The organism is Priestia aryabhattai B8W22, from assembly GCF_000956595.1.
GTDB lineage: Bacteria > Bacillota > Bacilli > Bacillales > Bacillaceae_H > Priestia > Priestia aryabhattai.
In genome coordinates, this window is the sequence record NZ_JYOO01000039.1 from 1 (window position 1) to 22,033 (window position 22,033).

Annotated in this window: 23 protein-coding genes; 7 read left to right on the forward strand and 16 right to left on the reverse strand. The window is 39.5% G+C overall.

Annotated features, from left to right (window positions below):
* Positions 1–16 precede the first annotated feature (16 nt).
* A complete protein-coding gene (locus tag N178_RS22285; RefSeq protein ID WP_045295023.1) occupies positions 17–532 on the reverse strand; it encodes an enoyl-CoA hydratase/isomerase family protein in 516 nt (171 codons plus the stop codon).
* 241 nt (positions 533–773) lie between these two features.
* Between N178_RS22285 and N178_RS22290 the strand changes: the two genes are divergently transcribed.
* On the forward strand, positions 774–1,142 hold the full coding sequence (locus tag N178_RS22290) for a winged helix-turn-helix transcriptional regulator (RefSeq protein ID WP_013084552.1): 369 nt from the start codon (positions 774–776) through the stop codon (positions 1,140–1,142).
* 24 nt (positions 1,143–1,166) lie between these two features.
* Here N178_RS22290 and N178_RS22295 read toward each other — a convergent pair whose 3' ends face one another.
* From N178_RS22295 to N178_RS22330, 8 genes are all read right to left on the reverse strand, one after another.
* Complete coding sequence (locus tag N178_RS22295) at positions 1,167–2,381, reverse strand: cytochrome P450 (protein WP_045294972.1); 1,215 nt, start codon at positions 2,379–2,381, stop codon at positions 1,167–1,169.
* A 169-nt stretch (positions 2,382–2,550) separates the two neighbouring features.
* Positions 2,551–2,946, reverse strand: coding sequence for a DoxX family protein (locus N178_RS22300; RefSeq protein ID WP_045294974.1), 396 nt, complete (start codon positions 2,944–2,946; stop codon positions 2,551–2,553).
* A 155-nt stretch (positions 2,947–3,101) separates the two neighbouring features.
* A complete protein-coding gene (locus N178_RS22305; protein ID WP_045294975.1) occupies positions 3,102–4,523 on the reverse strand; it encodes a glycosyltransferase family 2 protein in 1,422 nt (473 codons plus the stop codon).
* Positions 4,524–4,567: 44 nt separating this feature from the next.
* On the reverse strand, positions 4,568–5,791 hold the full coding sequence (locus N178_RS22310; RefSeq protein WP_045294977.1) for a nucleotide sugar dehydrogenase: 1,224 nt from the start codon (positions 5,789–5,791) through the stop codon (positions 4,568–4,570).
* The gene (locus N178_RS22315) at positions 5,784–7,310 is read right to left on the reverse strand and encodes a glycosyltransferase family 2 protein (RefSeq protein WP_045294979.1); all 1,527 of its coding nucleotides are present in this window, start codon (positions 7,308–7,310) and stop codon (positions 5,784–5,786) included. Before N178_RS22315 ends, N178_RS22310 begins: the two co-directional genes overlap by 8 nt.
* Position 7,311: 1 nt before the next feature.
* Positions 7,312–7,512, reverse strand: a complete 201-nt coding sequence (locus tag N178_RS22320; protein WP_013084559.1) for a hypothetical protein — start codon at positions 7,510–7,512, stop codon at positions 7,312–7,314.
* An 18-nt stretch (positions 7,513–7,530) separates the two neighbouring features.
* Positions 7,531–7,878: a DUF2642 domain-containing protein gene (locus tag N178_RS22325; protein WP_045294981.1), complete on the reverse strand. Its 348-nt coding sequence runs from the start codon at positions 7,876–7,878 to the stop codon at positions 7,531–7,533.
* A 257-nt stretch (positions 7,879–8,135) separates the two neighbouring features.
* On the reverse strand, positions 8,136–8,810 hold the full coding sequence (locus N178_RS22330; RefSeq protein WP_045294983.1) for a C40 family peptidase: 675 nt from the start codon (positions 8,808–8,810) through the stop codon (positions 8,136–8,138).
* Between the two features lie 185 nt (positions 8,811–8,995).
* Here N178_RS22330 and N178_RS27690 point away from each other — a divergent pair, with 185 nt between their 5' ends.
* Positions 8,996–9,811, forward strand: coding sequence for a protoglobin domain-containing protein (locus tag N178_RS27690; protein ID WP_420329716.1), 816 nt, complete (start codon positions 8,996–8,998; stop codon positions 9,809–9,811).
* Entirely contained in the window at positions 9,808–10,284 is a 477-nt protein-coding gene (locus tag N178_RS28070) for a methyl-accepting chemotaxis protein (protein ID WP_420329717.1), read from the forward strand. Before N178_RS27690 ends, N178_RS28070 begins: the two co-directional genes overlap by 4 nt.
* Before the next feature lie 40 nt (positions 10,285–10,324).
* On the opposite strand, the gene N178_RS22340 is transcribed toward N178_RS28070, so the two are convergent.
* The 3 genes from N178_RS22340 to N178_RS22350 form a co-directional block, all read right to left on the reverse strand.
* Entirely contained in the window at positions 10,325–10,855 is a 531-nt protein-coding gene (locus tag N178_RS22340; RefSeq protein WP_045294984.1) for an HTH-type transcriptional regulator Hpr, read from the reverse strand.
* A gap of 196 nt (positions 10,856–11,051) precedes the next feature.
* Positions 11,052–11,915: an anti-sigma-V factor RsiV gene (rsiV, locus tag N178_RS22345; RefSeq protein WP_045294985.1), complete on the reverse strand. Its 864-nt coding sequence runs from the start codon at positions 11,913–11,915 to the stop codon at positions 11,052–11,054.
* A complete protein-coding gene (locus N178_RS22350) occupies positions 11,912–12,409 on the reverse strand; it encodes an RNA polymerase sigma factor (protein WP_045294986.1) in 498 nt (165 codons plus the stop codon). Before N178_RS22350 ends, rsiV begins: the two co-directional genes overlap by 4 nt.
* Positions 12,410–12,567: 158 nt before the next feature.
* Here N178_RS22350 and N178_RS22355 point away from each other — a divergent pair, with 158 nt between their 5' ends.
* The 3 genes from N178_RS22355 (at position 12,568) to N178_RS22365 (ending at position 15,723) form a co-directional block, all read left to right on the forward strand.
* Positions 12,568–13,977, forward strand: coding sequence for a polysaccharide deacetylase family protein (locus tag N178_RS22355; RefSeq protein ID WP_045294987.1), 1,410 nt, complete (start codon positions 12,568–12,570; stop codon positions 13,975–13,977).
* A gap of 184 nt (positions 13,978–14,161) precedes the next feature.
* The gene (locus tag N178_RS22360) at positions 14,162–14,395 is read left to right on the forward strand and encodes a YczF family membrane protein (RefSeq protein WP_045294989.1); all 234 of its coding nucleotides are present in this window, start codon (positions 14,162–14,164) and stop codon (positions 14,393–14,395) included.
* A 164-nt stretch (positions 14,396–14,559) separates the two neighbouring features.
* On the forward strand, positions 14,560–15,723 hold the full coding sequence (locus N178_RS22365) for a hypothetical protein (RefSeq protein ID WP_045294990.1): 1,164 nt from the start codon (positions 14,560–14,562) through the stop codon (positions 15,721–15,723).
* Between the two features lie 51 nt (positions 15,724–15,774).
* On the opposite strand, the gene N178_RS22370 is transcribed toward N178_RS22365, so the two are convergent.
* From N178_RS22370 to N178_RS22390, 4 genes are all read right to left on the reverse strand, one after another.
* On the reverse strand, positions 15,775–17,208 hold the full coding sequence (locus tag N178_RS22370) for an amino acid permease (protein ID WP_043978423.1): 1,434 nt from the start codon (positions 17,206–17,208) through the stop codon (positions 15,775–15,777).
* 230 nt (positions 17,209–17,438) lie between these two features.
* Positions 17,439–18,338: an arginase gene (gene rocF / locus N178_RS22375; protein WP_045294993.1), complete on the reverse strand. Its 900-nt coding sequence runs from the start codon at positions 18,336–18,338 to the stop codon at positions 17,439–17,441.
* 416 nt (positions 18,339–18,754) lie between these two features.
* The gene (ggt, locus tag N178_RS22385) at positions 18,755–20,833 is read right to left on the reverse strand and encodes a gamma-glutamyltransferase (RefSeq protein WP_045294997.1); all 2,079 of its coding nucleotides are present in this window, start codon (positions 20,831–20,833) and stop codon (positions 18,755–18,757) included.
* Positions 20,834–21,242: 409 nt separating this feature from the next.
* A complete protein-coding gene (locus tag N178_RS22390; protein ID WP_045294998.1) occupies positions 21,243–21,740 on the reverse strand; it encodes a tetratricopeptide repeat protein in 498 nt (165 codons plus the stop codon).
* A 173-nt stretch (positions 21,741–21,913) separates the two neighbouring features.
* Here N178_RS22390 and N178_RS26405 point away from each other — a divergent pair, with 173 nt between their 5' ends.
* The gene (locus N178_RS26405) at positions 21,914–22,000 is read left to right on the forward strand and encodes a YjcZ family sporulation protein (RefSeq protein WP_016765201.1); all 87 of its coding nucleotides are present in this window, start codon (positions 21,914–21,916) and stop codon (positions 21,998–22,000) included.
* Positions 22,001–22,033: the final 33 nt, after the last annotated feature.

Below are 22,033 nucleotides of genomic sequence, written 5' to 3' on the forward strand. Positions count from 1 at the left end.
AAAGTGAAAGCGTTTTTTAAGCTTCCTTTTCTAATGCGTTCAGCGTAAGTGAATATTCTAATCCTTTTCCTTTTTGCACAACGTGCTGCACTTTGCCCATGTTGCACGCTTCTTGCGCACTAACGGTCATGCCATTTGTTAACTTGAGCTGCACAGGTTCTTCCGCAATTCGTACGTCGCATGCTAAAGCTAACTCATACCCTCCGCCAAACGTAAAGTTTGTAAGAAGCGCAATTGTTTGTTTGGAGCTGCATGAAATACGCTGAAAAATCGCTCGAGCTGCTACAGCATGAATAGGCTGATAAAGCCTTCCTGTTTCTTCACGCAGGAAAGAGGTTGTTCTATGATCTCCGTTCATTTTGTAGTACTCTCCCATAAATACAATAGATCCAACCGACGAATCGTGCTGCAGCTCATTCATCGTTTCCTGAAGCTCATACATAACTTCACTGTTCAAACGATTGAGCATCGACTGATTCATTCGTACAACCGCCACATGATTTCTTTTTTCTACTTTGATAAATCTTTTCATCGTTCCTCCGCCCTTTCCCCTGTTGTTCTTTATAAATAAAGCGCTTTCAAAAAAATCGCTTTTTAATAGAAAAGTTATTTTCATAGTTTCATCATACAACAAACTCATAATTATTTCCATTACTTTTTTAATTTTCCGTCAATAATTCCATGAATCATTTCCATGTTTTTATCAAATAAGACGTGCTATAGTATAAACAGCACAAATGCAGCTGAACTCACTGATAAAAGGAGTAATCACTATGAAATACGACTTAACAAAATGGGAGCCTCACGGCTATTCTTGCCCTGTGGAAGCAGCCGTTGATGTAGTCGGAGGCAAATGGAAAAGCGTCATTTTGTATCAATTATCGAAGGAACGCCGGCGCTTTAATGAGCTGCGCAGACTCATTCCCGGCGTGACGCAGCGAATGCTCACGCTGCAGCTTCGCGAACTCGAGCGCGACGGAATCATCCACCGCGAAGTCTATAAACAAGTTCCGCCTAAAGTAGAATATTATTTAACACCTTTTGGAGAAACGCTCATCCCTATTATCGAGCTGATGTTTAAATGGGGATATGATCATACGGATAAAATTGCTGAAGCGAGAATTCAAGCAGAAAAAGAGTAAAAAGCACGCAAAGCGTGCTTTTTTTTATACATGTTTACGAATTAATAATTCTTTTAACCCGTACACAAATGTGCTTTCAATCGGCTTCAACTCAAATGCTGGGCTCCAGTCCATCTGCGGATAGCGGTCAATCAGCTCAGCCAGCATAATTTTTGCTTCTATTCGAGCAAGCGGTGCTCCTAAGCAAAAATGAATGCCTCTTCCAAATGCCATGTGCACATTTGGCTTTCGATCGATTTTAAATACATCCGGGTCTTCAAAGTACTGAGCGTCTCGATGCGCAGAGCCCATCCATGGAACGACGTGTTCGCCTGCTTTTAGTTTCTGACCGGCAAGAGTCACATCTTCTTTTACGATTCGGTGAAGAGCCTGAACGGGTGAACGATAGCGAAGAACTTCTTCAATCGCAGAAGGCAAAAGCTCTTTCTCTCGTTTGAGCCGTTCAAACGAAGCTTTATCTTCCATTAAACAATAAATTGTATTTGAGATTAAATTCGTGGTTGTTTCGTTTCCTGCAATCAGCAGCAAAATGGAAAAACCGACGATTTCTTCATCCGTTAGCTGCTTCCCTTCTTCTTTTGCCTGAAGAAGTACGGAAATAATATCATCTCCTGGCTGCGTGCGTTTTTCTGCAATGATTCGATAAAAGTAAGTTTCTAACTCATCGTTTGCTTTCATTTTCTCTTGCTGCAGTTTTTCGAGCGTTTCACGTTCATTATTCGATGGACCCGCTACGATAATATCCGACCAATCTTTAAACTGGCGCTGATCTTCGATCGGCACACCTAAAATATCGGCAATTACCATAACCGGAAGCGGATAGGACAGATGCTCGACTATATCAATATCTTCAAGATGCTCCACTTCTTGTAATAATTCAGCGGTAATACGCGCAATTTTAGGCTCCCATGCTTTCATTGCTTTAGGCGTAAAAGCTTTATTAACAAGCGCTCTCATTTCAGCATGCTTAGGCGGATCAATATTAATTAGGCTCGTTCCTAGAGCAGTTTGCCTTTGGTTTTGTGGAGGTCTTCGATCAGAAGAAAAAATATTCTTTTGTTCCAGCACTTCTTTGACCCCGTCATAGTGAAAAACATCCCATACCTGCCTTTCTTCATCCCATTGCACAGGCGCGCTGTTTCTCATCTCTTCATACCATGAAAAAGGATTAAAGCGCTCTTCTTTTGTTTGAATCGTATTCACTTGACGGACAATTCCGTTTTCTCTTTCGGTTTTCATGTTAAAACCTCCCCGTATCGTTCAAATAGAATGACTGTGTAGTCATCTATGACCAAATAGTACCATATATACGAATTTCCTTAAAAATGATAGCTGTATATTTTAGTAAAAATGAATCGATAGAAGGATATTTTTTACAGAAAAGGGTAGGCGCATAGCGCCTACCTTTTTAAGAATAATGTTCTTCTTGTTTTTGTAATCGGTTGTCTAACGCGTACGCGCCGCTTCCCGCTAGAATCATATGAAGCGAAACGACAAAAAGGGCAACCTCAAGCTCATAGCCGCCTGTAAAACCAGCACCGTTTTTCGCTGTAAAAATAGCGCCAATCATCACAATCGCAAACAGAACACCGATTAAACGCGTTTGAAATCCAAGAATCATAGCGGCTCCCCCTACGAATTCAATAACCGCAACCGCATAAGCGAAAAATGCAGGAATGCCCATGCTGTGGAAAAAACCGACCGTATTATCAATACCGCTTTGGAATTTGCCAAGTCCATGAATAAAAAACGTTAGCCCTAACATAAGACGAAGTAAAAACGTTCCAAGCTGATAGCTTTTCATTTCTTTTCCTCCTTTTTTACTTTTGTCTGCACATGTAACAATTTTAGTTACAACTGTGAACAAATTCAAGGGGTTAGAACAGAAAAACAAGATATCAGCAAATTTCTTTATCTCATTTTAAACGTTTCTTTTGGAAGTAAGACAATACTCCCTGCTCAGTCACGCTGAAGATAAGAGAGAAAAGCAAAAATATGATCGTGAATAATGAGTTCTGCTGTAGGAGAATGGCTCTTCAATGGCAGGTGCTCAGAATATCGAAACCGGTTGAATTTATTTACATCAACATGGTGAACAGCCTGCACATGAAAATCTTCCATTATCGCTTTTACTTGAGCAAAAGGCGGCATCACAAGAGATTCGGTTCCAATTTTTTGCAGGCACTCTCTGCTTATGGCATGAGGAACAGCTGTCATCGAGCTCATTAATAAATCCTTTCTTCCTACCGTCTCATTTAACACGTACTTCCACCCCTGCACAACATGCGTGAGCTTGGCTTCATCTTCACATACGTTTAAAGCTACATCAATACCGCTCGCTACTGCTGAGACAAACGGATACAACTCTTGAGCTGAAAGAACAAAATCCCCGTCTATAAAGAGAAGAATATCTCCCGTTGCTGCAAGGGCTCCTGCAGCTCTTCCGCAATCATGTCCTAACCGCTCATCGTAGACGAGGGTTTTGGCACCCTGTTCTTTGGCATATGCCTCCGACTGATCAGTAGAACCGTTAATGACGACAATGATTTCTAATGGCTCAAGTTTTCTTGCTTCTGCAATCACTTGTTTGATTGTTCGTTCTTCGTTGCAAACCGGAACAATAACAGACAGCTGTTTGCCTCCATAAAAAGAAGATAATTTCCCCCAGCCGTGCTCAACAACTGGAAGGGGCTGTGCGAGCATATCCACTCGCCTTTTATGATTTGACGCAAGTGTATAGTATGTTTGAAGAAGCTGCTGATAGGATTGAATTCGCTCTTTGCTGCGCAGCGGGCGATCAAACGGGCGAAAGCTTCCTTTCCCCTCTGTTTCAATCGACATAGACATACTTACGCGGTACTGTGTTAAAAACGTCACAAATAAAGAAAGAGGAGACAGCTCCCAGTAGTTCTTCAAAACGCTTAACAGCACCCCGTAAGGCGCTTTTAAATAAGCATTGGCATGATGAGACTTCCCAATCGCATGATGTAAAACCGCACTCCACGTCAGCTCGCTGCGGTTGCAAGCATTCATTTTCGTTTTTCCCCACTTGTTTAGCACAACTTCGCTATGTCTAAATAACAGCGGCTGCACAAAACGTTCAAGCTCGGAAGCAGACAGAATAATATCTCCGTCTACAAATAAGACAGCATCTCCTTTAGCAGCTTTTGCCCCTTCCATTCTGGCTTCATGTGGAGAAAGACGTTTTCCCATTACTTTTACCGTACATCCCTCTTCTTTCGCTATTTTCACTGAAGCATCGGTACAACCATTTGCGACCACAATAATCTCAAGCACATTCACTTTTTTAATTTGTTTAAGCACGTTTTTTAGCGTTTCTTCTTCATTGTAAACGGGCAGAACGACAGAAAGAGTTTTCATTGATATCCCCCCTAAAAAAAGAACCACTGAACAATTCAGCGGCTTCATTCATTTAAAATACCTCTTGTATCCACAACTTTTTTTGCGTATTTTACAATCGACCAATCGATTTGACTGTGATCGGTTAACACAAGTACAACATCGTTTTTTTCAACTTCTTCTTTTGTCAGCGGGACAGAGAAATACATTTGCTTATTTAATATAGCGGAGTCAATGTAAGGGTCATGATACGTCAGCTCATATCCTTTTGCTAAAAGACCTTCACATACCGTCAGCGCCGGCGATTCACGCATATCATTTACGTCTTTTTTATACGCCATGCCTACAACAAACACGCGTTTCTCATTTGCTGCGAGCTGCTTTTCAACACGTCTAATTACTTTATTTGGCATTTCTTCATTAATATGATGAGCCGCTTCAATAAGTTCGCTCGTTAATCCATTTTGCTTTAGTTTCCATAAAAAATAAAGCGGATCAACGGGTATGCAGTGTCCTCCAATTCCGGGACCTGGATAATACGGTGTGAACCCAAAAGGCTTAGTAGATGCAGCCTGTAAGACCTCATGAAAATCTATGCCTAATTCCTCGCACAGTTCATTTGTTTCATTCACCAACGAAATATTGACAAGGCGCTGAATGTTTTCAAACAGCTTGCACATTTCCGCTACTTTTGGAGAAGAAACAGGTACGACCTGCTGAAAAATATTTTCATAAAACGTCTGCACGTGATGAAGGCAGTCTTTACTGTAGCCGCTAATCACTTTTGGAATATACTCAATGTCGTACGACTTGTTTGCTGGATCGACTCGCTCTGGAGAATAAGCTAAATAAAAATCAACTCCTGCTTGCAAATCAGACTCCTTTAAAATAGGTAAGACGACTTCTTCAAGCGTGCCTGGATAGGTAGAGCTTTCATAAATAACGGTTTGTCCTTTTACCATATGTTGTTTCAAAAACGTAGATGCGCTAATAACGGGTCCTAAGTCTGGATTATGTTTCTCTGTAATAGGAGTTGGCACGGTCACCACTACATAATCACATGCTTGAAATGCGGAAATACCTTTTTTCAATTCATATGCTTGAAAGTTTTTCTGGCTTTGAATCACATCATTACGTACATCTTGAATATAGCTTTTCCCTTGTTTTAGCGCTTCAATTTTCCGGACGTCAATATCAAGTCCAATCACGGTATAGTTTTTCTTAGCAAACAAAAGAGCAAGCGGCAGTCCCACATACCCTAGACCAATAACGGCAACTTTTTTATTCATTCTTCAACACCTCAAACAAAAGATCATGTCTTCGTATGTCCGGAAGAAATTCGCCTCTTTCGCTAGTTTGGCTAATATAGTACGCCATGGCCTCTACATAATCTCCTAGAATTCGCTGAGTTGATGCTGCTAGACCTTTGACTTTCATATGCTCTTTTCGAATTCGGTTCGTTCGCGCCACATCTACAAAATGAACGGGCTGAACCGTAAAGCCGTACATGATACTTTTCAATTGAAATAAAGGGGGAATAATAAGAGAATCATAGCCCACTTTCTCCATTACATCTCGTTTAATTGCATGCGGAATAGCCGTCGTTGTATTAATCGTTAGATCAGGACGTTTGCAAACAAGATTAAGAAAATATTTCGCCGCACTTACCGAGTGAATAGGATGCACTTCGTCAAGCAGACACTCTAAATTATTAAGCGCTACATCAATCCCTTGGTCAGCAGCTTCTAAATACGGACGTAAATTCCCCGCAGAAATAACAATGTCTCCATCTATGAACAAGCAAACTTCACCGCTGCTGTACATTGCACCAATTGCTCGAGGTACATTGTGTCCGAGCCGCTGCTTGTAATGAAGAACAGTAGCTCCGGCTTCAATCGCTCGCTTAACCGTTACTTCATCGGCTCCGTTGGCAACCACGATGATCTCTTCCACTCCGGCTTTTTTTACTTCTTTAATAACGTTTGCAATCGTTTCTTTTTCTTCACCTACTGGAATAACAGCACTGTACTTAACGCCTGCTTTCCGCTTTACACTTGGTGTATAAGCGGAAACAACTTCTCGATTTCGATCGCCATCTGTTAGTCCGCCTCTTATGCCTTTTTCTTCGATAAGATGAGCTAACGCTTGAATGTGATCTCCAATAATATAATTAGTAGAAATAGGAAAAGGTGAATTGGTAGGAATTGTTTTGTGGGTGGTTCTAATCTTATTTGTATAAATAACGTCTGAAGAACACGGTGCAACGATTGACATTCCTTTTAAAAGAGCAATCGTTTGAGCGAGCGCGGGATGAGCTAAGTTCTCATATCCAATTTCAGCAGCCGATGTTTTTTTAATGGCATGAGGAATAGCTGTTAAGGCTTGAACGGATAAACCTTCACGCTGCAAGCACAAGTTCAACATGTATTTTGCAACAGAAACAGGATGAGGACGCACCTTTCGTTTCATAATCCATGTAAGATTATTTAAAGCGATATCATGACCGGTTTCTATAGCTTGAGTATATTTCATCAGTTCCTCGTGAGGAACCGCAATATCTCCGTCCAAAAAAAGCAAAATATCTCCTTTTGCTTTTTTAGCCCCAATGGCTCTTCCGATATTAATGCCAAGAGCTTCCTCATAATAAACGACGCGGCAGCCTGCATCCTCGGCTATTGCCTTCGTTGCATCACTAGATCCATTTACTACAACAATAATTTCAAACGGCTTTATTTTTTGGGCTTCGTTAAGCACAGGTAATAATGAATCTTCTTCGTTACAGGCTGGAATAATCACTGATACTTTCAATCTACTCAACTCCGCTAAAAATTCGAACATACGTGATGGCTACTAGTGGGATGGTTACGTCCGTGGGCTCACCATATGAGCTTGATGTACGTACAACAGCCGCTGCGTCCGTAACAGCAAGCAGTGTTCCATTAATAACGTCGATAGCTGTGATAATTTGCACAAATGAGCCAACATTTTCTCGTAATGTATCTTGAAACATACTTTTCTCTCCTTTCGTTTAAGCGCTTTGAATAGTAACAATGCTTGTAAATGGAAGTAACACCGTTGATGTTGGAGACTCTACTAATTCTAAATAATCATCCCCTACAAATGTCACAACACCTTCTAGTGGACCAGCCGTTGTTTCAATCACAACTTCTTTCCCAATATACTGCTTGGCAATTTCTTTAAAAGGTGATTCTTGAGATTCTTTAATAATACTTATTACGTATTCTTTAAACGTGTCAGAATAAACGACTTCTTCTACTGCTTTTTTTGTGTTTTCCTGAATAAATTCAGCAAATCGATTTGAAAACAACAGGTGTTTTATCTTTTCTATATAGCGACGGTAACAACAAAAAAACATAAAGTTTGTTCCTCCTTTTTATACTGTTATCCCTTCAAATTACCTACAACAATTGACGCAACCTAAGAGATTACTTTATCAATATATACAAGCTCTGTCGTAAAGGTGACAGAATTTTTGTCTTATCTTCATACAAATATGCACATAACTAGCCCATTTTTCATAGAATTATTCTTTGTTATCTAGTCCTGCTGAAACGAAAACAAAAAAAAGACAAAGCCTTTTAGCTTTGCCTTGTTTATTTATTAAATTATGAGTCAGTTGGCTGCAATACGCTTTGCTCCTATATAGCGCTCTTTCCAATAGCTTGAATTTTTATCGCTGATTGTAACGCCTTTAGAAGACGATGCGTTAATAAACTTTCCGTCTCCAAGATAAATGCCTGCATGAGAAGGACCTTCTTTGTACGTTTCAAAGAAAACAAGATCTCCTACCTGCGGTTCACTTACATTTTCACCTGCTTTATAGATATCTTCAATCGTTCTTGGAATATCAACGCCTACGCTTTCTTTATATACGTACTGAAGATATCCACTGCAGTCAAATCCCGAAGGTGTGGTGCCGCCCCATTTGTACGGCGTACCCATTAAGGATTTTGCTTTGCTGATTACTTTATCCGTATTCACTTCTGATTCGCCTTCTACAACGCCGCCTTTACCTAATGCATTGTATGTATTCTCTCCAACAACTCCATCTGCTTCTAGGTTATGTTTCTCTTGAAAAGCCATAACCGCTTTTTTTGTTTCATAATTAAAATAACGCGATACTTCGCCTTTTAAAAATCCTTTATCTTTTAAAACCGTTTTAACTTGTTCAACATCCTCATTTGTCATCCCTTGTTTTAAAACCGTGTCGCCAAACGCAGCATGTCCCATTGCCGGACTTGCAAATAAAGCTCCTCCTACAAGAAGCGCCGATAGCATTTTTTTCATTTCGTTTCCTCCCCGAATCATGTTTTAAGCACCGTACAACCATACCATCTGCGGATAACAATTCAATTAATAGAAGATAACAATTTGATAACAATCTTCTTAAACAGCCTCAACTCTTGGATGTAAAACGCCGAAATATAAGAAGAAGAGAAACACAACTATTCTAGCAAATAAAGGTGATAAACATGAATTGGTTTAAACGAAACAACGTACCCGCCGAAGCCGCGACTGTCGAATCCATCACTGTAAAGCTTCATGTATCGAACCCGGTGATAAAAAAGCAGATTAACATGATTTCTTTAACAGCAGAGGACCTCGAACGGATTGCCAGATTTCAAGTACACGCGCTGAACGCCATCGAAGAAATCGTGAATGATTTTTACAAAGCTATTGGCGAACAGGCTCATTTGGTTGCGATTATCGAAAAGCACAGCAGTGTCCACGCATTAAAACAAACGTTAAAACAGCACATCTTAGAAATGTTTGATGGACAAATAGACGACGCTTTTGTGGTAAAACGTCAAAAAATCTCCAAGATGCACGTTAAAATTGGACTTGAGCCAAACTGGTATTTGTGCGCATTTCAAAATTTATTTACGTCGCTTCTTTCAGTATGTGAACGTACGATGGAATCGAAAGAAGATTGTCTTGCTTTTATTGCAAGTATGACAAAGCTTATTAGTCTAGAACAGCAAATTGTGTTAAAAGCCTATGAGCTTGAATATGACGAACAGCGCGCTGGACTTCAGACTCAAAAAGAGCAAATTCAGCTAGAAATCTCTCGTACATCATCTATCCTTTCTTCGTTATCTGAAGAAACGAAGAAATTTATGAATCAAATGCACAATCAGTCTTCTGACGTCGTTTCTTATGCAAACAAAAGCTCCCAATTGGCAGAAGTCATTGAAAAAGAATCCGTTACGAGTCAAGCAAAATTAAAAGAGGAACAAAACATGCTTGGAAGCATACAAAAAATACGTCGCTCATTCAAAACAAAATGAAAACGCTCGAACATACATCACAGCAAATTCATCAAATCGTTTCGATTGTTACTTCTATTGCGGAGCAAACGAATTTATTAGCATTAAACGCTTCGATTGAGTCTGCTCGAGCAGGCGAGCATGGAAAAGGATTTGCAGTGGTGGCACAGGAAGTACGAAAACTTGCAGAAGAAACGAAGAAATCTATTTCTAATATTTCTACTTTTATCGGAGACATTCAAAAACAAATCGAAAGCGTCTCGGCGTTAGGCGGAGAAGTCGCTACATTAACAAAAGATACGGCTGACAATATGAACAATATTACTTCTTTTTTCACGAATGTCCTTAGCATAACAACCGAGAACAAACAGCAAACCGTTCTAACAAAAAAAGAGCTTGATAAAATCGCTGACGTAATGAAGCAGCTATCTCTGCGGATTGAGAAGATGGCACATTCCTCAGAAGAACTTGAACGGTTAACTGAAAAAAGTTGATATGCAAAAAAGCCTTCTCAGCTTGCACAAGAAGGCTTTTTTATTTTTTCAAGCTAGCGGGCTCTTGAGAAGAACGTTCGATAAACTGGACAAAATCCTCTCCGTATATGCTTCGAATCAGAGCCGTCAGCTCTACAAAGTCAGGCAGCTCTCCGTAAACATCTCGCAGCGGCATCGCTCCTTGAAACAAAGGATTTTCAAGAGGGTTATAATCCTCGATCGTTTTTAAAAACATCTTTTTTCCTTCTTCTGTGAGCTGTACGTATGTATTCCGCTTATCTTTCTCATTTTTAGAAAGGGTAAGATAGCCCCGCAGGTGCAATTTTTTTGCAAAGTTAAAAGCTGTGGATAAATGCATAACGCCTAGCTTTGAAATGTCGGTCATTGAAGCAATTTCCAGCTGATAAGCAATCCCCAAAATGTGATGCTCATTAATGCTCAGATCGTACGGCTTAACCCACTGTTCCCAATCCTTTTCAGTAGACTTCCAAAGAGCTTTGCTTACTTGCATCACAAGCTGATTAAACAGCATGGCATCTTTAATCGTATCTTGATTTAACGTGCGTTTCACCTCTTCACTTCCTCTCTAGAAATGCAACCGTTCACATCATTTTTCCCTAAGACTTTATAAATAAAAAGAATGAAAATATATACAGAATATTATACATGATTGCTTATATATTTCAACTTATTTTGCATAAAAATAAATTTAAACGTTTCTTTATGTAAAAAAACAGGCGTGAACGCTGAACGTTCACGCCTGTTTTTTAATGAATATACCGTTTACCAACTAGAAGGTTTGAAATAACGCCCGTCGGAATTTCAAACTCAATGTTTCCCATATATCCTGGAGCGACTTTGTATTTATCAAATACAATTCTAAGCTTGTGATCTTTTGTAATGTAGAAGCTTTGATTTTCAGGAATCTCTTTAAAAGGATCCATATCTTCTTCAGTCAGCCAGTAGATTTTGCCTTCTTCATGCTTCATGTGATCTTTCATTTGCTGTTTAATATTTTCACTAATGACCTTTATATAGCGTTTATCTTTGAACAAACTTGGAAGCGTAACGAGCACTTCGTGTTTTTTATCAATCGTGTCGTACTGATTGACGCTCGACGTTGAAGCTCTCGATTCTTCCACATATCGATGAACCACAAGCAAATCATCGGTATCCGTCATAATACTATAGCCGCTGCTGACAGCCACGTTTCCTTTCTCTCCTTTTTCTAATGTTTTCATCTCTTTTTTAAACTGTTCATACAGCTTCTCATTTTCTTTTATATACTTTTCATTCAAGCTTGTTTGAAGACTTTTGTTTTCCAAGCCTGAAATTGATGGTGTTTTCACGTCAATACGAGAATGCTTTTCTTCTTGCTTTAGTTCATCAAATGTGATCACTTCTACTACTTTTCCAAGTACAGGGATTTTCGCCATTGCATTTGCCGCATCTGGACTTGCATTCACCGTTGTGATAAAAATCATCGCTGCTGCCGCAATCGCGCTCGGCCAAATGTAGAATTTCTTTTTACGAGGGTGTGAAGAAAGTGCCTTTGCAACAACATCATCTAATTCGTCTGGAATAGGAATGTCATGATACTGCTTCTTTAACTTTTCTATTTTTTCATTCATTGTTCTAAGTCCTCCGTCATCGTAATCCGCAACAGGTTCAACGCTCTGTAGAGTCTTGTCTTTACCGTATTTACATTTTCCTCAATAATTTCCGCAATTTCGTCCATTTTTAAATCTTCGAAAAACCGCAGAATAATAATGGTCTTATATTTAACCGGCAGCTGATCCATTGCTTGTTTTAAATCGATATCTTCATACTGATCTTCACGTCCGCTGCTCAGATACTCAAGCGCTTCATCGTTCACAAGCGTTAAACGTTTATGCTTACGCAGGAAATCGATTGCTGTTCGTACAACAATTTTATAAAGCCAGCTTTTAATCGATTGAATATCCTTGATACTGTCCATTGAAATGAGTGCTTTTTTAATCGATTCTTGCACTATATCAAGCGCATCTTCTTGATTTTTCACGTAGCTAAAAGCAAGCCGGTAAAAATCCGCTTTATGCTCGGTTATGCACGCTACGAGCATCTGATGTGCATCATGTTTTTTCATTGTCTTTCATACCCCTTCTATTTTTTCTTGCTGAAGTACATCTATAAGGTAGACGGAATGAGTAGAAAAATAGTTTGGTTTTTTTCAAAAAAGTAAAACTAAATGATGGTCTCATGCGTCTATTAGGTAGATATATACAAAAAGGGGAATATTACTACATGAAAACCATGGGCTACAAACGTATTTTGACAATGCTTGGATGCTGTATTTTGTTTCTTGGTACAGCAGGGTATATCGTCAAAGCAAACAGTACAGAGAAAAAAACGGCAAGTATTCAAACAGATCAAACCTATCCAAACGTTGAAATTCAAACGCTAGTTAAGGACCTTACCGACGGAGGCTATGCCATTAGTTACCCTTCCTTTGGTAAAAAAGAAATCGATCAATCCATTCACGCTTACGTAACAGATCAAGTGGCACACTATGAAAAAAAGCTGAAGAAGCAGTCAAAAAAGAAAAAATCTGAATTAACGATTACATATAAAATCGTCCATTACAGCAAGCAAACGCTAAGCGTTGTCTTTGATGAATATGAATCTGTAAATGGAGAGAAAGGAACGTCTTCTCTCAAAACTTTTACATTTGACCTGCCTGCTCAAAAACAAATAACGTTAAAGAATTTATTTAACGAGGATGCAAACTATTTAGATCGCCTTTCGGCTATTTCATATGCTGAATTAAAAAAACAAATGAAAAAAGCTGATTTTGACCCGGACCTTCAAAAAGGAACTCAGGCAGCTGATCAAAATTTCAGTCAGTTTGCGCTGCTTGAAAACAGTATTGTGATTTATTTCAAGCCTTATCAGCTAGGTGCTGAACAAACGAAAACGAAAACAATCGCGATCCAAAAAGATTTATTTAAAGACATGCTGAGCGATGCTTACAAAGACGAAGCAGCAAATAAAAATAAAGTCAAAGAAACGCCTCCAAAACATATCGTTAACGAACTGCCCCAGCAAGGAGCGCCTATCGATCCAACTAAAAAAGTCGTTGCGATGACCTTTGATGATGGACCTAGCCCTTCATCTACAAATGTGATTTTAGATGGATTAAAAGAAGTGAACGGGCACGCTACCTTTTTTGTGTTAGGAAGCCGCGTTCAATATTACCCTGAAACAATCGAACGTATGGTGAAAGAAGGCAACGAAGTCGGAAATCACTCTTGGGATCACCCTCAGCTCACTCGTTTAAACGAAGTGCAGGTCAAACACCAAATAGGAGATACTCAAGCGCTCATTAAACAAGTCAGCGGATATGAACCACTGCATCTACGCCCTCCCTATGGAGCTGTGAGCGCAAATGTAAGACGTTATATCGGAAATATTGGCGTGACTCTATGGGATATCGATCCTGAAGATTGGAAATATAGAAACGTTCCTCACTCCGTTCAAGCAGTCATGAGTCAAGTCAGAGACGGGAAAGTTATTTTAATGCATGATATTTATCAAACAAGTGCCGAAGCAGCCGTTGAAATTATGAAGAAGCTTCATACACAAGGATATCAGCTTGTTACGATTTCAGAGCTAGAACAAGTAAAAAAAGAGCGGGAACAGCTGCACTTGCATTAGAGAATCGCAGACGAATTCGCTGCAGCCATTATGATGGTTGCAGCGCTTTTGTTTTTTAGCTTTTTCCAAATAAATGCTTTGTATGCAATTTTTAATAGAGCAATCCAAGCGTAAGACCAAAAAAATAACAAAAACTATCGGTAGAATGTTTTTAAGAAAAAAATAAAAACGGAGAGTGAGACATATGAAAATCGTTTGGATATCAGCTTTGCTGTTAGGATGCTTAATGGGATTTTCTATCGGTGTGGATATGATGCAAGGATTTAGTTTTTCCATGGCCTTGCAAAATCCCTACAGTCCGTTTCGTGTTATAGAGTTTGCTGAACTATTTGTCCTTTTTTTCCTTTTGTTCTGTTTTGCAGTTGAAGTATTTTACCGCTCATTTAAAGTAAAAAAAGCAAAACAGCAACAAAAATAAAACTCCGTAAAAAACACATATTTCTCCTTTTTACCACCTATTCTCCTTTCCATTTAAATGTTATAATTTTCATAATTGGAGAAACTTTTACACGCCTTTCTCCATGGAAAGCTGTACGCTTAAACTACAAAATAAATATTAACTTTGAACTAAAAGGTGAAGAAATGATGAAAAAAAAATTAGCCGTTATTAGTACAGCTTGCTTACTTATTCTTGCAAGTGACCCCGTCTCTTCTTATGCTACTCCTGATTCCTCTTCGGACGTTTTGGATCAGCCAACAAGCGTTACAAATGAAGATGTAAAAGCTATTTTTGACTCTCTCTATCAAGAAGGCTATTCGCTCGGAGAAGAAGATGGATACGCAGAGAAAAAATTCGAGCAGTTTGATCAAACAACAGGACTGGACAAATCTTCTGAAGAATTCACATGGTTTATGATGGGGTATACGGTAGGATATAAAAAAGGACAGCAGCAAAAAGAGGAAGAACTCAAGACTGAACAAGAAAATGAAATGGCTGCCGGCGAAGAGGAAGGCTATCAGCAAGGCATCCTTGATTACAAACATGCTACGATTCAATCAGAAATCGACCCTTTCCCTTCTAAGTCATCCGACTGGAATAAAGGGTATGTTCAAGGCTACAAAAAAGCTATTTCTTTAATGGATCTATCTGTTAAAGCAAAAAAAGAAGGCTATGACCAAGGTCTTGAAAATGACTCAATGAGCGTTCCCAGCATGTATGATGATGAGGATGTCACACGTCAGGCTTTTACAGAAGGCTTTGAAACCGCTCAAGCCGAAGTACTGAATCAGCAAAAAAAGCAGTTTGAAAAGCAGGGCTACGTACAAGGCTATCACGACCTTTCATTAGAAGTACCTGCAGAAGCAGAGGGCGAATTGCAAACAGCCTTTGAACAAGGATACGAAAAAGGACAGAAACAAAAACAAAAAGACGTAAAAGCAGACGGATACGACTCAGCTTTCACTTATCAGACCTATAGAGCGCCTAAAAGTCTTCAAGACAAGCCTGAACTAGTAAAATGGTACAAAGCAGGTTTTTATTCGAATAAAGATGTGAAATCTTTACAGCAAAAAGCTTATAAAGACGGCTGGAAACTAGGAAAAGAAATGAGCGTTCCAAAAAAATACAAGCAAAATAAAGCTGCGGTGGCGATGTACAAGAAATATTTTGAACAAGGCCAAAAAAAGCAGGATAAAACAGTGAGTCATATCCTGCTCGGCAGCGGTATTGTTCTTACACTGGTTGCCCTTATCATGCTATGGAGACTTCGCCTCCGTAAAAATGAAGAGACAACACTAGATAGCTAAAGACGAGTACATAAAAAAACCCGGAAAATTACGATTTTCCGGGTTTTTTTGTTAAATAATCATTCGTTTATTTTCCGCAAGCTGAACTTCTTGCTCCTGTTTTGACTGATTTTGTTTTCGAATTTTCAAATAATAATAAACATAGCAGCCTATAAAGAAGATACCTCCGCAGTATAACGCCATTCGCTGCTCGGGATCAAACGCAAGACTGATCATAACGATACAGTTCGTAATAAGCGCTACGATAGGAAGAACCGGATAAAGGGGTGTTCTAAATTTTAGATCTTCTACTTTTCCACCTTTAGCCACGTAAGCACGACGGAACGCAAGCAGTGAAGCTGTAATCGCAATCCAGCCAATTTGAGCGCCAAGTCCAGCGAGTGAAATCAGCCATACGAAAACGGTTTTAGCTGCCACTACGCTTGAAAGCAGCGAAAAACATGAAATCACAAGCGTAATTAATAGTGCATTAAACGGAACCCCTCTTTTGTTGACTTTTCCAAGCGCAGGACTTGCCATTCCTTCTCTTGAAAGAGAATAAAGCATACGTGTAGCCGCGTAAAATCCAGAGTTTGCGACTGAAAGAAGAGCTGTTAAAATGATAAAGTTCATAATATCCGCCGCATAAGGTACACCTACACTGTCTAACACAACAACAAACGGGCTTTCTACGACGCCTGCTTTTTCACGAGGAATCATGCTTGCTAGGACAAACACGGATAAGACGAAAAAGAAAAGCGTACGCCAAACCGTTTGCTTGATCGCTTTTGGAATTGTTTTTTCCGGATTTTCACTTTCTCCTGCCGCAATTCCAATCAATTCTGTTCCTTGAAACGAAAAGTTCACCGTAATCATCGTAATCAGCAAAGCCGTTACGCCATTTGGAAACAGCCCTTCGGCAAAGAAGTTTGATAAAAGCGGTGCTTCCTGTCCGCTTTTCATATCAATGAGTCCAAACATTGCCGCTCCGCCTACAACAATAAACATAATGATGGCGAAAATTTTAACGCTTGAAAACCAAAATTCTGTTTCACCAAATGCTTTAGCTGAAAGTGCATTTAATGAAAAAATTAACGCTCCAAAAATGGCGCACCATAACCAAACGGGCGAGTCTGGGAACCATCTTTGCATTAATTGTCCGGCAGCTAAAAACTCAAGTGCAACCGTTACTGCCCATCCTAGCCAGTACAGCCATCCAATCGCAAAACCAGTTGCAGGGCCTATAAATTTCGTGGAGTACGTTTGAAACGATCCTGCAACTGGCATAGCAACGGATAATTCTCCAAGACACAGCATCGTTAGATACATAATGATCCCTCCTACTAAGTAGGAAATCATTGCTCCCATCGGACCTGCTTCATTGATGGTATAACCTGACCCAAGGAAAAAACCGGTACCAATACATCCCCCTAGTGATATCATAAAAAGATGCCTTGTTTTCATCGTTCTTTTTAATTCTCCTGGCTGCCCCTGTGGAATATTCATCCCATTTCCTCCCTTTGCTGCATAAAAATGAAATCGCTTTCATTTTTTTAGGTTTATTTTGTTTTTATATCCGCTTATTAAGTAGCTCTTCATGACTGAAGTCGATTGATGCCGGATGATTTTCAAATGGCGCCAGCCCCGTAGCGAGGATGGCAGCCGCTTAGTCCTGCATGACCGTTTCTTGGATCATAACAGATTTTCTCCATACAATACCTATAAGTAGCTTTTTCCTATAAAAGCTTATCGCCAAACAATGAACTCATTAACGCAACCGCTACTTCTGCAGTTTTGTTATGCTGATCTAAAATGGGGTTCACTTCTACAAATTCAGCGGATGTGACCATGTCTGCTTCCGCTAACATTTCCATTGCTAAATGACTTTCTCGGTAGCTGATGCCGCCTTTTACAGGTGTACCTACGCCTGGTGCATCATCTGGATCTAAGCCGTCTAAGTCTAGCGACAGGTGCACGCCGTCTGTACCGCTTAAATAATCAATCGTTTCTTTCATCACTTGCGTCATACCTAAACGATCAATTTCATGCATGGTATACACTTTAATTCCTTTTTCTTTAATTAACTCTTTTTCACCATCATCCAACGAGCGAGCACCGATAATAACTAGATTTTCAGGTTTAATTTTTGGCGTATATCCTCCAATATTTAAAAGCACAGGATGTCCAATACCCAGGCTCACCGCTAGCGGCATGCCGTGAATGTTGCCTGATGGAGAGGTTTCAGCGGTGTTTAAATCGCCATGAGCATCATACCAAATAACGCCTAAATTTTCTGAACCTTTCGCGACTCCTGCAAGCGTTCCAATCGCAATGCTGTGGTCTCCGCCTAATATTAATGGAAAGCGGTCTTGCTTCTTCACTTCTTCAACTCTTGCAGCAAGCTGTTCATTGCCACTCGCTACGGCCGCTAAGTTTTTTAGATTCGTATTTTTATCCACGTCTGCCCGTTCTTTAATCTCTACTTTAATATCGCCTTCATCGTGTACGGTATAGCCAAGAGCTTCTAAGCGTGTATTCATGCCCGCATAGCGGATTGCGCTCGGCCCCATATCTACGCCCCTTCTTGTTTGCCCGTAATCCATTGGTACACCGATAATTGAAATTTCTTTTTTCATTTTCTATACCTCCGTTGCATTTTATTCTGTGTGAAGTAAACATAGGCGTTTATTTAACTATGTATTTTTTTCATTGATACAGCCCCTCATCTATTTCTTATGCAAAAATGATGCCAACTTTGTTTGTAGCATTCTATCAGTCTTTTTATCACGGGTTTTCTTATATATGCCAAAAAAACTGTCGATTTCTACAACTTTTTGGCAAACCATGCAAACTTTTTTGTCATTTGGCTTAAAATCGCCAATTTTATTTGCTTTCATAAAAAAAGAGTGAGACATAACAAAATTCATTCAACAGCTAGAAGCCGCTGCATCGACGAAAACTATAGTCACCATAGCAATAAAAAAATCCGAACGAGTAGGATTCCTCGTTCGGATTTTTATTCAACTAAACTACTTTTATCCCAGCGCCTTTTTTAATTTGTAATAATGTCTCCATCTTCATCATCGCCGCTATCATCTTCACCAGGATCTTTTTCTAATGAGACTACTTTCTTTTCTTCATCCCATTTCACTTTGTAGCCAAGTGATTTGGCTACTTTGATAACCGATAAATAGGAGTGGTGATTTGGCTTATACAGCTTTAAATCACTCGAATCAATGACGCCTAAGCCTAACAGCAGGCGATCCGATTGAACGTAAGGCTTTCCATCAATCAGCTTCACTTGCTTATCAGTAAATGGATAAACGGCACGGTTGACTTCAACCGTAAACTCTCCTTTTTTCTCTTCTTTAATTGGTTTTGGCTGTTTGGATACATATTTAATTGCGTCTACTCCTAATACCGTGCCTTGGCGCGTATTATCAGCGCCTCCGTACATTTTCCCCGTTTCATAGTCATAGATAACCGCTTGAACGTTTCCAATATGCTCAGGCTTTTCTTCAAACGCATGTCCTTTAGCCATCATTTCAAGAATTGTATCTTGGCTAAAACCAGGCTCCCATCTTACGGTTGGATAGCCGCCTGAATAAATACGAGGTGTTAAAATCGCTTTTTGAATCGGCATCTTATGGTCAATAACATTCATAATCGTTTCTGCTACAGACGCAATAATGGTTGGGCCTCCCGGTGAGCCAATTGCCATGAACGGCTTTCCGTCTTTTAACAGCATCGTTGGAGACATGCTGCTTCGAGGACGTTTTTTAGGCTCAACCTGGTTCACGCCTCCCGGAGTGGCATCAAAATCCGTCATTTCATTGTTGAGCATAAATCCGTAGTCAGGAACCATAATTCCTGAACCAAAAACTTGTTCAATGGTAGTCGTGTAAGAAACCATATTTCCCCATTTGTCTACAACAGAGAAATGAGTCGTTTGGCCGATTGGATTTTCTTCCTTTACTGTTGCTTTATTTGGATTTTCTTTTCCTTCATATTTCCAAGGGTCTCCTTCTTTGACATTAGGCGTTGCTTTGTTTGGATTAATTAATTTACGACGTTCTTTAATATAATCTTCATCTAACAGTCCTTTTTTCGGCACTTCGTAAAAGTCTTCATCTGCCATATACGCCGCGCGGTCCGCGAAAGCTAAGTGCATCGCTTCCGTTAAATGCTGCAAATACTGAGGCGTATTGGAACCCATTTTTTCTACATCATAACCTTCCATTAGCTTTAAAATCTGCTGCACGGTTAATCCGCCGGAGCTAGGAGGAGCCGCACTAACTACATCGTAGCCTCGGTAAGTTGTTTTGACCGGCTCGCGTTCTTTTACAACATAATTTTTTAAATCATCCATGGTCATGCTTCCATCGCGTTTTTGAACTTCTTTAACAAGCGCTTTTCCAATTTCTCCTTTATAAAGAGCGTCTGATCCTTCTTTTTGAATAAGCTTTAATGTTTTAGCAAGATCCGGCTGAACAAGCTTATCTCCTTCTTTTAACGGCTTGCCATTCGGCACGAATACATTACCGGCCGTTTGGTATCTTTCAAGCTTGTCCGCATTTTCATCAATGTACTGAGCCATCGACCAATTTACTTTGATTCCTTGTTCTGCTTGAGTAATAGCTGGTTTAATAACATCTGATAAGTCCATTGTTCCATAATCTTTAAGGGCTGTTTCTACTCCTTTTAGCGTACCAGGAACTCCAACTGCTTTTCCTGTTATGTGACGCTTACTGAAAGGGATGACTTTTCCTTTTGAATCTAAAAACAGCTTAGGCGTGACATCAGCTGGTGCCATTTCACGGCTGTCTAACATCGTAATTTTATCTTTCTTTTTTTCATAAATCATCATAAAGCCGCCGCCGCCTATACCTGACATCATCGGTTCCACAACGTTTAGAGATAATTGAATGGCAGCTGCCGCATCTACAGCGTTTCCGCCTTCAGCTAAAACTTTCCTCCCCGCTTCAGCAGCCAGCGGGTGAGATGCCGCTACAATTCCTTGTGTAGCACCCCGTTTCATTGAATGGTCGACACCCGGAACTTCAGCAGCAGCTGGTGTGACAACTAAACATAGACTAAATAACGCAATAGCCAACATCTTCATAACCTTCATCTGGGTCTCCTCCTTCAAATACATTATTTCACATCGCCTGAGACGATGGATTCCCCAAAGAATAAATTGGTTTATTATGATATTTTTTACATATGTGTATAAATAAAAAGCAAAGTAAATCATACCTTTGCTTTTTTAGTTAATCGCATGTTTAACTTTTCTCTCTATTCATTTACAATTATCTATATTTTCTAACAATTTATCCATAGGCTGATAGTTTCTTACTATTTTTGGAATTATGTAGACTGAACGCTCTAATAATGTAGAAAATCTAGCAGTTAAGAAGTCGTTGGACTTACATGCACTTCTTAAAATTTCTATAAATATTCTTATTGTTATATAAAAAGCAATTCTTTATGAAAATCAGCATATGTTTTCTGAAAACCAAAAATAAAACAGGACTTTTGATTCACCGTCCTGTTTGCAGCATGTTTTCGACTTTTTTAATATCCGCGTGAGTAGGATTGATTTTCTGGGCATAAGCGATTTGTTCTTTCGCTTTTTCCATTTCTTTTAATTGAATATAGGTTTTGGCGAGTTCGAGCGGCAGCATAACCCCTTCAAAACCAAGATCTTTTGCCCGCTGCAAGTAAAACAGCGATTTTTCGTAATTACCTCCAAACATAAGCGGAGTTTCCCGGTATTTTATTCCTCGAACGAAGTGCGCCAAGCTTGAAGATGGATTTAATGTTAATGCCTGATGAAGAGCTCTGTCCATTTCTAAGTTCAATACCATTTTTTCAAAAATAATGGATTCTTCGATTTGCTTTGCTAAACAAACCGCTAAGTAACAGTACAAATCAGACGCTTGAGGTTTTTTCTTCATTTCTTGTTGAATTTCGCGTTTGATCTCTTTCCACTTTCCCTCTTCTAGCTGATTCATGACGTATTGTGCATGTATTCCCACCTGTTTGTCCTCCTTTTCCTCTTTATCATAAAGGATTTCTGCGCAAATGAAAAAAGTAAGTGTTCTTCATTCTTCACAAAAAACGTTACCCTTAAAAAATAGGCAAATTTCTCAATCACTTAACCCAATTAGTACATAGGATATAGAGACTTTTATTAAAGGAGGTTACACATATGGGCGCAAAAGGCGGTTTTGGTTTTTCATTTATCGTTGTTTTATTTATTCTATTAGTAATCGTAGGGTGTTCTTGCTACTACTAATTTCTAGAGAGGATGAACATCATTCGTCCTCTC